Genomic DNA, 15,591 nt, shown 5'->3' on the forward strand with positions numbered 1-15,591 from the left:
TTAATATTCGTATTCTTCATCCTTCGGACTATTGGCTTCCTGCCGCATATGAATGAACCGTAAAGCAATCATCGCTACACTCAGCACGGCAAGACTACCCATTGTTATCTCTTTTAATAACATATTGGAGAAGTCGCTTGTTCCGATTAATACCAAGATAATGAATGACAACATCATAGTTGCATCCACAAGATCTTTATTTATTTTCATGTCTGTATTTTTTTAGGCTGTGAAACGATCTTTTATTTTTCGGGGCTGGCTGTTTCTTCCGTTGTGGAAGGAGTGCTAAGGCCTTTCATGATGCCATACAAGCCTACACCGAGGGCTCCCATGACGACTACCAGTTTCAGATAATCGTTCGGAACGATGGAACTGCAAGCGAGTACACAACCGATAATAGTAATAACGACATAAATATAGATACTGAATTTATTCTTTTTAGTAGACATAATTATTTGATTTTTTAAGTGAATAATAAAATTGTTCGCATTTCGGAAAATGCAATAAAAGAAACGGTATGGAATTCATATCCCATACGAAATCAGAGATTATTCACTTACGATCAAATAATGATTTTCCGCAGGCCATACACATGGTATCCCATGCGGCAAAGGAGGGTTGAAAAGTTAATGGTCTGACATATTGTTACCTCTTCGGATACTTTCCGGAGAAGATTGATTTCTTTCAAGCGAAAATACTGGATTGCCTTTTCTTCGATCTTCAGTAATCGTATGTTTAAAGTATTGCTGACATTCTGGATGCTTCTGCGAGGTGTCAGGCAATTGCAACCTTTCAAGTCGCTGCTGAGTATTTCCAGGTTATGCTGCATGTCAGCTGTTCCTTTTTCTATCATAACAGCCTCTTTCTGCACTTGTAAATCAAGTGTAGTATCGTTGTTCTGTACGTCTTCGGGTACAAAAAGCAACATTCCGAATAGTAGGGTCAATATGAATAGAAAATTCTTCATGTTACAAAGATATATGAATTCTTGCGTAAAAAACAAATATGTGCCCTTTTTGTTTTTATTTTTGCATGCAAATTATGCTGAAAACAGATATGGAAGATAAAAAATCTCTTGCTGGGGCTTGGGTGGAGGCGGCACGTCCCAGGACCTTGCCGGCCTCTGTCAGTCCGGTTTTATTGGGGTGCGCATTGGCCTATTATGACGGGATGTTCGATATAACACCGGCAGTATTGTGCCTCCTCGTGGCTCTCTTCGCCCAGATAGCCAGTAACTTTGCGAACGATTATTTCGATTTTAAGAAGGGAGCCGACCGGGAGGATCGGTTAGGGCCGGAGCGAGCGGTGGCGCAAGGCTGGATCACTCCGAAAGCCATGCTGACAGGTACGTTCGCCATGTTGGGACTGGCTTGCTTGTCCGGTTTGTTGTTGATCTGTTTTGCGGACTGGCGGCTGATATGGGTGGGACTTGCGATCGCCATATGTGTGCTGGCCTATTCTGCCGGTCCTTTTCCTTTGGCTTATAACGGACTGGGAGATGTCTGCGTATTGTTGTTTTACGGGGTTATACCGGTTTGTTTCACCTACTATATACAGACGTTGAGTTTCTCCTTGTTGTCTTTCTTGCTATCTGTGGCCTTGGGGCTTTTGTCTGTGAATATCTTAGTTGTCAATAATTACCGGGACTACCTGCAGGATAAGGCTGCCCGCAAACGGACGACAATCGTTTTGTTCGGTCGCCGTTTCGGTCGGGTGTTTTATATTTTGAATGAATGTGTGGCGTTTCTCTTGGTTCTCCCGCTTGTTCTGGATGCTCCTTGGTGGATTCTGTTTTTATTCGGGATCCTGTTCGCCCTTTGCTTTTACACGACACGGGAATTGCTTACACTGGAAGGAAGGGCGTTAAACCGTACATTGGGACATACGGCACGCAATGTATTTCTTTTTGCGGCAGTCCTTTCCCTTTTATTCGTATATGTGGGATCGAGTCTGTAGCCGGACTGCCGTAGATTCTCTCTTGCAAGAGTAAGTACCGTCGGCCCGCACTTATAGTTCTGAGAGTCTGCGATACTTTAATCGCAAGCTCTCAGAACTATAAACGTAAGACGCCGATTGTAAGGACTTATTTCGAAACCTGAAAATGGGCCGCTTTCCTGTATAATTTCCGTAATGTGCCCTGGATCGATTTGGACAGGATAATCATCGTTACAGCAATGATGATAAGCAGGATGCCTACTGCCAGATTGGGGGTGAAAGGCTCGCTGAAAACCAATATCCCGACACATACGGCGGTGATAGGTTCTACGGCGCCCAATACGGCGGTAAGCGTTCCGCCGATATTGTGCACGGCAAGCACGAGGGTGATATTCGAGATGACTGTCGGAACGATCGCCAACAGTATCAGATTGACAAATGACATGCTGTCGGGAATCGGTTGGATACCCTGGTTGGTTCCCGCCTTGATGGCAAACAGAGCCGTGCTGACAATGAATACATAGAAGGTCAGTTTGCGTCCACCCATCTTTAGCCTGGAGGTTGATCCCCCGGCTAAGAATTTATTGACGGTCGTGATATAGAGCGCATATCCCAGGGCCGACAGCAGCACGATGAACACACCTAATGCGCTCAGTCTTATTTCTTCTTCACCTATCGAAAGACGTGCCACCCCGCAGATTGCCAAAACGATCGCCATCAAGGTAATCCAGGATGTCTTTTCCCGGAAAAACAACAGCATGATAAGCGTTACGAATACCGGATAGGTGAAATGCAGCGTTGTGGCGATCCCCGCCGACATAAAATTGTATCCCCAGAACAGGAACATGGCGGAGGCCGTATAGAAAAAACCTAACAATATTAATACCGGGATATCTCTCTTGTCTGCGTGGAAAGATTCTTTCTTTGCGGCCATAATACCTGCCAGGGCCAATGCCGCGAACAGGAAACGGTAGAACAGGATGGAATCGAATTGCATTCCTTTTGCCATCAGGGGCAAGGTAAACAGCGGGATTAACCCGAAGGTTGCGGATGTCAAGATACCAAAGGCAAATCCTTTTAAATTATTCATCGTACTGCGTATTCTTTTTGATAAAACTGATGCAAAGGTAGTCGAAACGGACATTTGCACCAAAATTTGCGCTCGGTGTCTTTTATATGGTATCGGAATATAAAGGGTAAAGGAGGACGATACTCCGGTATTGTTACGGAATGTTTGCAATTAGTAAAAGATGGAAGGTGCCCCAAAACAGTCCTGTTCTCACACCAAAGATGGGAATAAGGGCTTTTAGGACACCTTCTATCAATGTGGACTGATCTTTTTCTTACAAAAGCAACCCTGCGGCAACCTCTTCCGCAACCGCATCGTTCTTGATGGCTGCGACCAGGGCGAGGCCAAAATTCATGACTAATCCGGGGCCTTTGCCGGTTATCACATTGTCGGAGACTTCAACGGCTTCACCGGTGACGTTCGCACCGATCAGCTTCGGTTCAAAACCCGGATAGCAGGTCGCCTTGCGGCCCTTTAACAAGCCGAGTCCGCCCAATACCATAGGAGCGGCACAGATTGCAGCTACGATACGGCCTTCGCGGTATTGTCCGAGCAATGCTTCTTTGACGGTCTCCGAATCGTTCAGGTTCGATGCACCCGGCATGCCTCCGGGGAGAATGAGGGCATCGGCATCATTTAACAGGGCATTGTTCAATGTCGTGTCGGCTGTGACCGGAACATTGTGTGCACCGATGACAACCGGATCGGTTGTGATGGAAACAGTTGTAACTTCGATTCCACCGCGACGCAGAATATCGACAGTCCCCAGGGCTTCCATTTCTTCGAAACCGTTCGCTAAGAATACAATTGCTTTCTTCATGATTTATGATTTATGAATTATGATTTATAATTTATGATTTATCAACTGCTCATAAATCATAAATTATTTAAGTTTATACAGATAGGTAATCGTACCACTCTGGTTGTTCGCTCCGCTGATGCTGTTGAACTTGGCGCGTTTGGCCGCGTCCAGGGCGCTCTTGCGCATGGAACCGTTGTCGATGTTGGTACCTTTGCCTATTTCTGCAAATATAACATTTCCTTTCGGATCTACCGTAATGTTGATTACGATTCGTCCTTCTTCCTGGATCGTGTAAGCTGGGCGTGGTAGACCTCCCGCTCCGATCGAACGTCCGTTCAGGTTGAACGAACCATATCCGCCAACACCTTCATTAGCCCCGTGGTCGGAATTTCCGAACGGGCTACCCTGATTGCCGGTTCCGGATCCGGCATCTCCCTGGCTGTTCCCTTCTTGGCTGCCTATTCCGAAAGCACCTGCGACCTTGTTGCTGATGGCCTGTTCTTTCTTGCGGCGTTCTTCGGCAAGGCGTTTCTTCTCGGCTTCCTCCTTGCGGATGCGTTCTTTTTCAGCCTCCTCTTTCCGTTTTTTCTCTTCTTCTTTCTTGCGTTGCTCTTCTTTTTCTTTTTTCTTCTTTGCTTCTTCGATTGCGACGCTTTCTTCGATCTCCTGCGTCACCAGATCTTCCTTAGGAGTTTCTACCTTCGGTTCCGGAACGGGAGGGGGAGGAGGAGTCGTTTCTTGTGGAGGTTCCTGTCCGGTATATTTCGGTTCGAAAGTCCCGGCTGCCGCATTGACATTTCCGAAGTTCACCAATATACCGCCGTCTTCATCGGGAACGACGGTTTTGAGAACCGTGAATCCCAGAATCAGCAGGATGAACAGGTGGAATGCCACCGAACCCGCTATGCCATATATGTCATCTTTATTTAACTTCATGAATTATGAATTATAATTTATGATTTATGAATTCTGATTTATCATCGACGCATCAATCATAAATCAGAATTCATAAATCTCAACTATTTTTGTGATCGGGTGGCAAGCACCATCTTGAATTTATTCTGATTTGCGATGTTCAGAATACGTACGATTTCTTTATAAGGGACCGTCTCGTCTGCATACAAGGCTACAAACATTTCCGGTTCTTTTGCATAACTGTCTTGCAGGAATGGGGTGATCTCTTCGAAAGACACCTGTTTTTCCCGCTGGTTACCGAAAGCGACATAGTAATTCAGATTCGCATCGATCGTGACACGCGTCAGTGGCTTGGCAGCAGTCTGCTTTTGTGCCTGTGGGAGCGTCACCTTGATGGCGTTCGGAATCACGACGGTGGAGGTAACCATAAAGAAAATCAACAGCAGGAATATGACGTCCGTCATGGAAGCCATGCTGAAGCTTTCGTTTACTTTTGTTCTTCGTTTTAAAGCCATAACTTTTTGAGTTATGATTTATGATTTGTGATTTATGATTGTATCTGTGTCGGGATAAATCATAAATCACAAATCATAAATCTTTAGTTTGCAGGTTCATTCAATAAGTCCATAAATTCCATCGTGCGGGCTTCCATCTTGTTTACCACGTTGTCTACCTGCGAAACCAGATAGTTGTAGGCAAACAGGGTGATGATACCGACAACCAGGCCACCTACCGTTGTTACCAGCGCTTCGTAGATACCGCCCGACAATAAGGTTACGTCTACATTCGTTCCTGCATTAGCCATATCGAAAAAGGCGCGAACCATACCGGTTACCGTACCTAAGAAACCCAACATGGGAGCGCCGGCGGCTGTCGTGGCGATCAGCGGGAATCCTTTTTCGAGTTTGGCGATCTCCAGGTTACCCACGTTCTCGATGGCAACCAGTACGTCGTTCATCGGGCGTCCCAAGCGGGTGATACCTTTCTCGATCATACGGGCGGAAGGGGTGTTGGTGCTTCGGCACAGGTTCAGGGCCGAATCAACCTTCCCTTCATGGATGTAATCTTTGATGCGGTTCATAAATGTTTCATCCTCCTTACCGGCGCGGCGGATGACCATCAGGCGCTGGATAAATATATAACATGCCATCAGCGACAATAGCAATAAGACAACCATAATCCACCCCCCTTTAAAAGCCAGGTCGATTACATTGATTTCAGCTTCCGTGGGTGCTGTTACCGCCGTGAGGTCCGGCATTTGTTCTGCTGTTTGTGCCCCTACTGCTTGCAGGGAAAGTAAAATGCTCATATTTGATTTGTGATTTGTGATTTATGAATTATCTGTTAATTGTCTATTGTCAATAGACGAGACATTCTTTATATAAACGGATTGTTTCCTTCAGCCCGTAATAGAGAGCATCGCTGATCAAAGCATGACCGATGGAAACTTCATCCAGTCCCGGGATGTTTTGATGGAAATAAGCCAGGTTTTCCAAACTCAGGTCATGACCGGCATTTATGCCTAATCCTAAGTTTTTGGCAAGTCCGGCGGCAGAGATGAAAGGAGCGATTGCTTCTTCGCGGTTTACAGGGTAGAGGGTCGCATAAGGTTCCGTGTATAACTCGATGCGGTCGGTTCCTGTCTTGGCAGCCAGTTCGATATTCTCAAGATCCGTTCCGACGAATATGGAAGTACGGATACCGTGTGAGGTAAAAGTTTCGACTAACTCGCTCAACTGGTCGAAATGGGCTTTCACGTCCCAACCTGCATTTGATGTGATGGCATCGGGAGCATCCGGCACTAGTGTCACCTGCGTCGGTTTTACTTTCAGAACCAGGTCTATAAACTTCTCGCAAGGATAACCTTCTATGTTAAACTCTGTTTTTATTTCCGGTTTCAAGGCATACACATCGCTGTATCGGATATGACGTTCGTCCGGTCTGGGATGAACGGTAATCCCTTGTGCACCGAAAGTTTCACAGTCTAATGCTACTTTTAATACGTTTGGTACATTGCCACCGCGTGCGTTGCGAATGGTTGCGACCTTGTTAATGTTTACACTTAAATTTGTCATCGTATATCGTTATATCTTTTTTCTTTCATTACATTTGCACAAAAGTATCGGCAAATTTAGCAGTATTTAGGGAATATACAGAAGAATGTTGGTGAAAGATTTCATAACGAAGGAACTTCCGGTGTTAAAAAGTTTTGACACTGGGGAATACGCATTAGCCTTGATGGATGATTTTAAGTTAAAGCATCTGCCATTGTTAAGCGAAAACATATATCGGTGTCTGGTTTCGGAAAAAGACCTGTTGGCGATGCCTGATCCAACTGCTATTATCGGTGATCCGGTTCTGTTTTCACCGAGTGTTCAAGAAGATACCCATATCTATGAGGCGTTGGCACTGGTCACTCGCTATCAGTTGAGCCTCCTTCCGGTCGTAAGTACGGAGGGAGAATATCGCGGGGTCATTACGCGCGATAAACTGATCGATATCCTGTCCGAGCTTTGCAATGCCGATACGGCCGGAAGTGTTTTTGTGCTGGAAGTGATGCCGCAGGATTATTCGATGACGGATATCGCCCGTTTGATCGAGGCGAATAATGCGCATATCTTGAGCCTGCTTTCCTATACGGATAAGACGACCGGACGATTGCATCTGATTATCAAAATAGATCTGGAAGACGTCTCTCCTGTGATCCGTAGTTTTGAGCGTTTTAATTATACTGTCCTCTATTATTTCATGGAAAAAGGAATGGTGGACGACCTGTTGCAGCAGCGGATGGAAGAATTGGTCCGTTATATGAACATATAAACAATTGACAATTGATAATTGACAATTAGAAAAATACGAATCGGGGATGAAGAAGGTTGGAATATTTGGCAGTGAGTATCAGGCGGACAAGCAACTTGTGATTAAGCGTTTGTTTGAAAAACTGGCTTCTTTGGAGGCTGAGGTTTTCGTGGACCGTGACTTTTATCTCTTCCTTACGGATGCATTGAACTATGAACCGCCGGTATCGGGCATCTTGACAAGCGACGAGTTTGATTTGGATGTGGCGTTGAGTCTGGGAGGAGACGGGACATTCCTGCGTACTGCCGCCAGGGTGAATAAGCAGGATATCCCCATTTTGGGCATCAATACCGGCCGCCTCGGTTTTCTGGCGGATGTGGCGAGCAATGATATTGAAGATACACTGGACGAATTATTTAAAAACTACTATAAGACGGAAGAACGTACTTTATTGCGCCTTCATACGGAAGACCGGGTGTTTCACGGTTATAATTATGCCTTGAATGAGATTGCGATCCTGAAGCGGGACACCTCTTCCATGGTTACGATCCATACGGCGCTTAACGGGGAATATCTGACGTCTTATCAGGCTGATGGTTTAGTCATTTCTACACCGACAGGTTCGACGGCCTATTCGATGAGTGTGAACGGTCCGATTATCATTCCGCAAAGTAAGAATTTGGTGTTGAGTCCGGTCGCACCTCATTCGTTGAATGTCCGTCCGCTGGTAATTCCGGATTCCTTTACGATCACCCTGGGAGTGGAAAGCCGGAACAAATATTTTCTGATCGCCCTTGATGGGCGTTCCGAGATATTCCCGACCGGCATACAGCTGCGGGTGAGTAAAGCCGATTATACGACCAAGGTGATCAAACGATATAACCATACTTTTTATCAGACTCTCCGTGAAAAACTCATGTGGGGAGCCGATACGAGGATGAAATAGGCCTTCCTCTCCCTTGTGTTATCGTGTGTCCGATACTCCGTTTGTTGCTAGCGGAAGCGTGAACCAGAATGTGGAACCTTTTCCTAAAGTGGAGCAGACACCGATATTACCACCTAGTTTTTCTATGATGCTTTTACTGATGGATAGTCCGAGACCCGTTCCTTGCTTGTGGGCATTCAGTTTGACAAAACGGTCGAATATGTTTTTGCATGCTTCTTCGCTGATTCCGATGCCGGTATCTGTTACGGATACATATATCTTATTTTCTTTCAATCGGTAATCCAGTTTGATTTCGCCATTGGATGTGAATTTGATTGCATTGGTCAGGAAATTGGAGATTACCTGTGTGAGCCGTTTCGGATCGGAGTTAAGTTTGACGGAGGGTAAGTCCCGGTTGAAAGAGAAGCGTACATGATCCGGTATTTTTAAGGTATGGACGGCATAGATCTCCTCGCAAATTTCTTTGAAGTCGAACTTCTTCGGATGAATGTCGAATGTGCTGGCTTCTATTTTTGAGAAATCGAGAATATCGTTGATCAGCTGTAAGAGCAGGTCGCTGTTCTTGTTCAGCCGCATGCAGTTTCTCCCGTATATTTATTTCATTCGTGGTATCGATCAAATTGCTTTCTTTGTCGTATAGCTCGATACCTATCGGAAGCTTCTGGTAAATATTTTCCAGGTTCAGCTCTTTTTTCAAAGGGTTGTGTGTAGGAAAATGAGGCATATCCGTTTTTTTGCATATGATGTCTATTGTGTTGCATATAAAACATTAATCTATTGCATATAAGATCCTAACGCCAATTTCAAAACAGATCTGTTTTTTCTTTTGTTCCGTCTCTTGTGATCTTTTGTATATTTCGTTTATTGGTTTGTTTATTTATGATAAAAGTTATGATAATCATGTGATTTCGTAAAACATTGTAAAATTAGGGAATATAAATGGATTGTTATTCTTGATACTCGGATAAAGTTATGCGAATATGCTGTTTTTGTATACAAAGCCGGAACTGGAGGTTCTCGAAGAAGCTAAATGTGTATCTAAAATTATGTTTTGTAGCATGATTTTGTTAAACATGGTTAAGTAAATGAATTTTCCAAGTAAAAATGTATGCTACATAACATAAAGTTCATATATTTGCACTGTGTTTTTCATGGTATTAGATTTAAGGTTAACAATGAAGATTGGCTGTCCGTGAGGATAGCCTTTTTTTGTTTTGCTATTTTGGGTATATAATATTTTTTTAGCGTAGGTTCTTTGTTAAGAGATAGGAACTTTATATAGATGTTTTAAAATGGTCGAATGAAATATTCGGATAATCAAATGTTATTGGAATATGTAAAAGGGAGGGTTATTTTTTGTTTCTATATTTTTGAAGATAAGTGGGTTGTTTAAAATTGAATAATGTTGCATTCTTGAATGAATGTATTACTTTTGTGCCGTAAATTTAAAAAAGACAAAAGTATGAAGAAAGGTAGATTTTCATTGTTAGGCATTGTTGCTTTGTTTTTAGGTCTGATATTGGTTAGTTGTAGTGACGATGATGATCAGGGAGGAGTAATTGATACAGGTATACACAAAATTGTAGTGGAACAATCTGGTGATATAGACGCGTTTGAATTAGGACTTGTTTTTGGGGCGGTTAATACGACTAGTGGGCCTACGAAATTGTATGATGAGGACGGTAAGTATTTAGGAGAATCGCACTCAGTAACAAGAATGGAAGATGCTAAGGTATCCTGTCAGACAGGGGATGATGCTTTCTTTATGACTTGTGCAGGTTCTGTAACAAGTACTTCAGATGTATCAGGTAAAAAACTGAAGGTGCTGGTTACTGCTTATATAGATGGAAAAGAAGTAAACCAATTGGTGAAAGAATATGAAACTAAAGGTGAGATATTGATAGAAAATTTTAGTGTATCGACAACTGCAAAGTAAATAAGGAGTATTATTGATACTGTTTTAATAAGAAATCAAAAAAGGCTGTCTAAATTAGGATAGCCTTTTTTGTTTGTATTTGAATATTAAAGATTAATGCAAAAAATGATATTGCTGCTGTTGGATATTTATTTTTATTGATGGTTAAGACTTGCCGTGATTAGTAAGAAAAGATTGTTTATTGTTTTTTTTATGCTTATGTTTGCAACTTTAATAGTATTTATCAATTCAATAATTTTGCGAAATATGAGACAGCTTAAAATCATACTATTATTAGTAGCCTTTTCTTGTTCCGTATTTGCACAGGATAGGTTATCTCTGTTTATAAGCAGGGCAAATAAATATGCCTCAGTGGAGCTATCAGATTATCGAAAGCGTTTATGTGTAGAATATAATATGTCCAATAATTCATTGGATGATTATTACAGGCGGTGCGGAAGAAATTGGGGGAATGTCGGTTTGGCTCTTGAAATAGCCAGAACTTCCGGTAGGCATATGCGGGATGTTTGTGATTATTATAAACGTTATCATCGACATGGTTGGGATCGCGTATTGATAGAGATAGGTATAAGACCGGGATCAACATGTTACAAGCCTTTTTATGACAGGATTCATTATCATAGTAACTGTTGGCATGAACATTATTGCTCGTATTGTGATCATCACGATAAACACCATTATAAGCATCATAAAAAACATAAACACCACAAACATCATAAACATCATAAATGGCACGATGGCTATGACGATGATGATTGGGATGACGATGATGATTAACATTTATAGATATAAAAGTATATTGAAATGAGAAAGATTTTAATTTTTTTAGGACTATTGTTTGTTATGTTGAGTAACATTTATGCTCAAAAAGGCAGACAAGCGATTGGATTCGGATTGAGTTATGGGACAGAAATTGAAAGTATTGGTTTAGGGTTGAAATACCAATATAACATAACTAACCCCATACGTCTCGAACCGTCTTTGAATTATTTTATAGAAAATGACAATGTTAGTATGTTGGACGTGAATATGAATCTTCATTACTTATGTCCTGTGGGGAGGAGTGTCAAATTATATCCTTTATTTGGTTTTACATTTTCCAATTGGATGTTTGATTTGGGCGATGGATTTGATATAGATGTGGATGGAGATCATATTCATATTGACAAGGACGATGACCATCATAATGAATGTAGAGTAGGAGTGAATATTGGTGGTGGAGCCGATTTTGTGTTGACAAGTAATTGGATTATGAATTTCGAATTGCGATATCAGTTAGTTAGTGATTTTGATCAAGCTGTTTTTAATTTGGGATTTGCTTATCGATTTTAATTTACTCCTTAATTAAGGAACTATAAAAGGAAATTTGTCAGAATTCACAGGATGCGATTCCGGATCAAGCCCAAATCGCATCCAATATTCTTTCTTTCACCTGCGAGATGAAATCTATTTATGAATAAAAACCGTATCTTTGCGCAGAATTATATGTCGATATCCAAAAATAAGATATGAAGAGAGTTTTCTGCCCCAAGTGTGATAATCAGTTAGCGTTTGACGAAACGAAATATCCGGAAGGTAAAGTGTTGGCGTTCGTATGCCCGCAATGTGGTTCTCAGTTTAAGATCAAGTTAGGACGAAAAATAGTCCGTACCGAATCGGGACAGGAAAAAGAGGTGAAGGAACCTGACTTCTCCTGCGGCTATATTACGGTAATCGAAAATGTCTTTGGATTCAAACAGGAACTTCCACTTGTAATGGGTGATAACGTGATCGGCCGCCGCAATAAAGATACTGACGGAGTCGATGTCCCCATCATCACAAGCGATCCTAGCATGGGGCGTAAACATTGTGTGATCAATGTGAAAGAAGATAAGGAAGGAAAGCTCATTTATACATTGCGCGATTTCCCGAGTCTTACCGGAACATTTCTGTGCAGCGTACTTGTCGGAAAGAAAGAACAGGTGCGGGTTGGAGAAGGCGCCATTGTAACGATCGGTGCTACCACCTTTATTCTTCATGTACCGGGAGGGGAGGAAGAGTAGCCTTTTCTATTTGAACTTAGATACTGTCCGGAGTGAAACTGACCTCTACATCAAGGCGATAAGGGAGATAGGGAAATTGGCGTAGGTTTCGGGAGAGATGGATGCAAAAATCCTTTTCGACTCCGGGGGCAGTAAACTAAGCTAAAGAATCATTATTCATGCTTTTGTATTCGACTTCGAATATAAAACAACTCATATCGGGTTTGGCTCACGCCCTTTTACATAAAGAACTACAAATATACTAAACGAAAGTTTCATAAATTATGGTCAAATAGACCTTAAAAGGCTATCAGTTAGTCTGTAATCTTGGCGTTGTATTAAAATGTAAGTGTTAAATCGGATATTTCGAACAATCTTTCTGACAGATCTCTTTTTTATATGTACTTTTGTAATCGAAAGAGGCAATGAGGTTAATTAATGGAACAGAACAAGGTACAGGCCACTACGGGGATCACTTTCCGTATACTGGTCGCTTTGAGCATATGTCACTGCTTGAATGACACATTACAGTCCGTTATCTCGGCTGTTTATCCACTATTTAAGGAAGATTTAGGGTTGAGCTTTGCCCAGATCGGGTTGATAACGCTTGTCTACCAGTCGGCTGCATCCGTATGTCAGCCGTTGACTGGACTTTTTTTTGACAAATGGCCCTCGGCATGGTCGTTGCCGACAGGGATGAGTTTTACGCTTGTGGGGTTGTTGAGCTTGGCTTTTGCCAATACGCTGCCATTAGTCCTTTGTTCGGTGGCATTGGTAGGGATCGGCTCGTCGGTCTTCCATCCGGAGGCCTCCCGGTTGACTTCACTCGCATCGGGTGGAAAGCGAGGATTGGCGCAATCGTTGTTCCAGGTCGGAGGAAACTTGGGAGGATCGTTGGGACCGTTGCTTGCAGCCGTTTTTGTCGCCCCCTACGGGCGGAGGCATATCGCCTTGTTTACGATCCTGGCTTTTACTGCGATTATGGTGATGATCCCTGTTGGGCATTGGTATAAAAGTTTCCTGCTCCGGTTGAGGAAAGCGGAAGGAGAAACGCTTAAGACGAGTGTCTGCAGACCACTCCCGATGGGAAAGACCGTATTCTCGATAGCGATCCTGTTGATCCTAATCTTCTCCAAATATATTTATATGGCGAGTTTGAATAGCTATTACACCTTTTACCTGATTCATAAGTTCGGGGTCAGTGTGCAAGCTTCTCAACTTTATCTCTTTGTTTTCCTGATTGCGACGGCAATCGGAACGCTGTTAGGCGGACCGATCGGTGACCGGGTAGGACGGAAGTACGTGATCTGGGCTTCTATCTTAGGTGCAGCCCCGTTTACACTAATCATGCCTCACGTGGAAAACCTATATCTGACGACGATTCTCAGCTTCTGTGTCGGCTTGACCTTGTCGTCGGCTTTCCCGGCTATTCTAGTGTATGCACAGGAATTATTACCGTATAAATTAGGTCTGATCTCCGGTCTTTTTTTCGGTTTTGCCTTTGGGGTAGCGGGGATTGCATCGGCTGTGTTGGGGAATATGGCTGATCGGTATGGCATAGAGGCGGTTTATAACGTATGTGGCTATATGCCCCTTATCGGATTGGTCACGTGGTTCTTGCCTGACCTTAAGAAGAAACGGTAGTAGCTGGGGAACAATAAAGGCGATCGCCTTGTTATAAGTCATAAAATTCGCACAAACTAAATTTAGACACATTTATGATTTGTAACTTTACTCACTTCAGCATCGCCCTGCTGTGGTTTCTTCCTGTCTTTTCCTCTGCCCAGACAGAGCCGATGGATTTGTCGCTGGAGCAATCTCTTACGCTCTTGCGAAGCGAGAACAAAAGCCTCAGGATTGCCGGGAAGGAAGTGGAGCTGGCGAAGAATGAACACCAGAAGCTCAATGCTTTTTGGTATCCCACTATCAGTGCTGCGGGAGCTTATGTGCATATGTCGAACCCGATCGAGGTACGCCAATCCCTGAACCAGTTCACCGATCCGGCGAAAGAATATGTCCATTCTATCCTGCCCAACGACCAGTTTATCTCATCACTTCTCGATAAGATTGGACAAAACACATTGACGTTGCCGCTCATCTCGCAAAATATCACGTCGATCGATGCAAACTTGACCTGGCCCATTTTTACTGGCGGCAAGCGCATCTATGCTGGCAAGATCGGCAAGAAACTTGTCTCCGTTGCCGAAGTCAACCGCGAACAGGTAAGCGCGAACCAACAGACTTTGCTGATCGAAAGTTATTTTGGCTTACGTCTCGGCCAGCGGGTTGTCGAGGTCAAGACGGAAACTTACAACTCCCTGAAAATCCATTACGACCAGGCTTTGAAGTTAGAGCAACAAGGGATGATCAACCGGGCTGAGCGTCTTGTAGCCCAGGTAAGCATGGAAGAGGCGAAGCGCGAACTCGAATCCGCCCGGAAAGACCTCGAAGTCGCCAGTCAGGCACTCAAGAGCTTGATCAACATAGGAGAAGAACAGGTGATCCGCACGACGACTTCCCTTTTTATCAACGAGAGTATCCCCTCGGCCAACTATTTCAAGGAGATGATCCCTTTTAACAATTACTTGGTCAACCAACTGAAGCTACAGGAAAATATCGCCGGCGACCAGTTGAAGATCGGTCGTTCAGGTTATCTCCCCAATATCGCCCTGATCGGCAAGCAGACTCTCTATGCGGATGGAGTCGACAAATATCTCATGCCGCGCACGATGATCGGGGTTGGCTTTACCTGGAACATTTTCGACGGACTCGACCGGGAAAAACGTATCCGGCAGGCACGTCTGACCAGTCAGTCGCTAGCCATCGGGAAAGAGAAAGCCGTGACCGATTTGCAGGTAGGAGTCGATAAGTTCTACTCCCAGATGCAGAATGCGATGGACAATGTCAAGGCGTTAAATACTACGCTTGAGATGAGCAACGAACTGGTTCGTATCCGCGAGAAATCCTTCAAGGAAGGAATGGCGACCTCGTCGGATGTGGTAGACGCTGAGGTGGTTCTCTCGAAGGTGAAGACCGCCTTCTTGCTCGCCTACTACCAATACGATGTGGCGCTTGCTAATCTCCTGTCCATTTGTGGTATTCCCGAAGCTTTTCACCAATACCGGATGGACGGTAAAACAGAGATCTTATAAACATAAAACCGTATAA

The 15,591-nt window shown here is 43.6% G+C and carries 18 protein-coding genes and 1 pseudogene; 9 read left to right on the forward strand and 10 right to left on the reverse strand.

Translation table 11 applies throughout. The features are described 5' to 3' along the window. The 3 genes from NQ542_RS02115 to NQ542_RS02125 all read right to left on the reverse strand — a co-directional run bounded on the left by NQ542_RS02115 (window position 1) and on the right by NQ542_RS02125 (window position 967). Window positions 1-210, reverse strand: coding sequence for a hypothetical protein (locus NQ542_RS02115; RefSeq protein WP_005640085.1), 210 nt, complete (start codon window positions 208-210; stop codon window positions 1-3). Between the two features lie 32 nt (window positions 211-242). Next, window positions 243-449, reverse strand: a complete 207-nt coding sequence (locus NQ542_RS02120; protein WP_005640088.1) for a hypothetical protein — start codon at window positions 447-449, stop codon at window positions 243-245. 113 nt (window positions 450-562) lie between these two features. Then, window positions 563-967: a hypothetical protein gene (locus NQ542_RS02125; RefSeq protein ID WP_005640091.1), complete on the reverse strand. Its 405-nt coding sequence runs from the start codon at window positions 965-967 to the stop codon at window positions 563-565. A gap of 65 nt (window positions 968-1,032) precedes the next feature. On the opposite strand from NQ542_RS02125, the gene NQ542_RS02130 reads away from it, so the two are divergent. Beyond that, on the forward strand, window positions 1,033-1,956 hold the full coding sequence (locus tag NQ542_RS02130) for a 1,4-dihydroxy-2-naphthoate polyprenyltransferase (RefSeq protein WP_005640093.1): 924 nt from the start codon (window positions 1,033-1,035) through the stop codon (window positions 1,954-1,956). 127 nt (window positions 1,957-2,083) lie between these two features. Here the strand turns inward: NQ542_RS02130 and NQ542_RS02135 are convergent, their stop codons facing one another. The 6 genes from NQ542_RS02135 to NQ542_RS02160 all read right to left on the reverse strand — a co-directional run bounded on the left by NQ542_RS02135 (window position 2,084) and on the right by NQ542_RS02160 (window position 6,796). Further along, the gene (locus tag NQ542_RS02135; RefSeq protein WP_005640097.1) at window positions 2,084-3,025 is read right to left on the reverse strand and encodes a DMT family transporter; all 942 of its coding nucleotides are present in this window, start codon (window positions 3,023-3,025) and stop codon (window positions 2,084-2,086) included. Window positions 3,026-3,278: 253 nt separating this feature from the next. Then, a complete protein-coding gene (locus NQ542_RS02140; RefSeq protein ID WP_005640102.1) occupies window positions 3,279-3,824 on the reverse strand; it encodes a DJ-1 family glyoxalase III in 546 nt (181 codons plus the stop codon). Window positions 3,825-3,887: 63 nt separating this feature from the next. After that, window positions 3,888-4,742: an energy transducer TonB family protein gene (locus NQ542_RS02145; protein WP_005640104.1), complete on the reverse strand. Its 855-nt coding sequence runs from the start codon at window positions 4,740-4,742 to the stop codon at window positions 3,888-3,890. Window positions 4,743-4,825: 83 nt separating this feature from the next. Further along, a complete protein-coding gene (locus NQ542_RS02150; protein WP_005640106.1) occupies window positions 4,826-5,236 on the reverse strand; it encodes an ExbD/TolR family protein in 411 nt (136 codons plus the stop codon). A gap of 83 nt (window positions 5,237-5,319) precedes the next feature. Further along, window positions 5,320-6,030 (reverse strand): MotA/TolQ/ExbB proton channel family protein, encoded by a 711-nt coding sequence (locus NQ542_RS02155; protein ID WP_005640108.1) that lies wholly within the window; start codon window positions 6,028-6,030, stop codon window positions 5,320-5,322. A gap of 49 nt (window positions 6,031-6,079) precedes the next feature. After that, window positions 6,080-6,796: a pyridoxine 5'-phosphate synthase gene (locus NQ542_RS02160; RefSeq protein ID WP_005640110.1), complete on the reverse strand. Its 717-nt coding sequence runs from the start codon at window positions 6,794-6,796 to the stop codon at window positions 6,080-6,082. A gap of 85 nt (window positions 6,797-6,881) precedes the next feature. Here NQ542_RS02160 and NQ542_RS02165 point away from each other — a divergent pair, with 85 nt between their 5' ends. Together NQ542_RS02165 and NQ542_RS02170 are read left to right on the forward strand one after the other, a co-directional pair. Next, window positions 6,882-7,541 (forward strand): CBS domain-containing protein, encoded by a 660-nt coding sequence (locus NQ542_RS02165; protein WP_005640112.1) that lies wholly within the window; start codon window positions 6,882-6,884, stop codon window positions 7,539-7,541. A 46-nt stretch (window positions 7,542-7,587) separates the two neighbouring features. Beyond that, window positions 7,588-8,466 (forward strand): NAD kinase, encoded by an 879-nt coding sequence (locus tag NQ542_RS02170; protein WP_005640113.1) that lies wholly within the window; start codon window positions 7,588-7,590, stop codon window positions 8,464-8,466. An 18-nt stretch (window positions 8,467-8,484) separates the two neighbouring features. Here the strand turns inward: NQ542_RS02170 and NQ542_RS02175 are convergent. Continuing rightward, window positions 8,485-9,036: pseudogene (locus NQ542_RS02175) on the reverse strand (sensor histidine kinase); the annotation flags it as partial. Window positions 9,037-9,928: 892 nt separating this feature from the next. Between NQ542_RS02175 and NQ542_RS02180 the strand changes: the two are divergent. The 6 genes from NQ542_RS02180 (at window position 9,929) to NQ542_RS02205 (ending at window position 15,575) form a co-directional block, all read left to right on the forward strand. Beyond that, window positions 9,929-10,402: a DUF4425 family protein gene (locus NQ542_RS02180; protein WP_005650338.1), complete on the forward strand. Its 474-nt coding sequence runs from the start codon at window positions 9,929-9,931 to the stop codon at window positions 10,400-10,402. A 246-nt stretch (window positions 10,403-10,648) separates the two neighbouring features. Then, window positions 10,649-11,179 carry a hypothetical protein gene (locus tag NQ542_RS02185; RefSeq protein ID WP_005650336.1) on the forward strand — a complete coding sequence of 177 codons (531 nt, stop codon included), beginning with the start codon at window positions 10,649-10,651 and terminating at the stop codon, window positions 11,177-11,179. Window positions 11,180-11,206: 27 nt separating this feature from the next. Continuing rightward, the gene (locus NQ542_RS02190) at window positions 11,207-11,734 is read left to right on the forward strand and encodes an outer membrane beta-barrel protein (RefSeq protein WP_005640120.1); all 528 of its coding nucleotides are present in this window, start codon (window positions 11,207-11,209) and stop codon (window positions 11,732-11,734) included. A gap of 176 nt (window positions 11,735-11,910) precedes the next feature. Continuing rightward, the gene (locus tag NQ542_RS02195; RefSeq protein ID WP_005640122.1) at window positions 11,911-12,444 is read left to right on the forward strand and encodes an FHA domain-containing protein; all 534 of its coding nucleotides are present in this window, start codon (window positions 11,911-11,913) and stop codon (window positions 12,442-12,444) included. Between the two features lie 417 nt (window positions 12,445-12,861). Next, complete coding sequence (locus tag NQ542_RS02200; protein WP_005640123.1) at window positions 12,862-14,067, forward strand: MFS transporter; 1,206 nt, start codon at window positions 12,862-12,864, stop codon at window positions 14,065-14,067. Window positions 14,068-14,141: 74 nt separating this feature from the next. Further along, window positions 14,142-15,575 (forward strand): TolC family protein, encoded by a 1,434-nt coding sequence (locus tag NQ542_RS02205; protein WP_005640125.1) that lies wholly within the window; start codon window positions 14,142-14,144, stop codon window positions 15,573-15,575. Window positions 15,576-15,591: the final 16 nt, after the last annotated feature.

Source organism: Parabacteroides merdae ATCC 43184, assembly GCF_025151215.1.
GTDB lineage: Bacteria > Bacteroidota > Bacteroidia > Bacteroidales > Tannerellaceae > Parabacteroides > Parabacteroides merdae.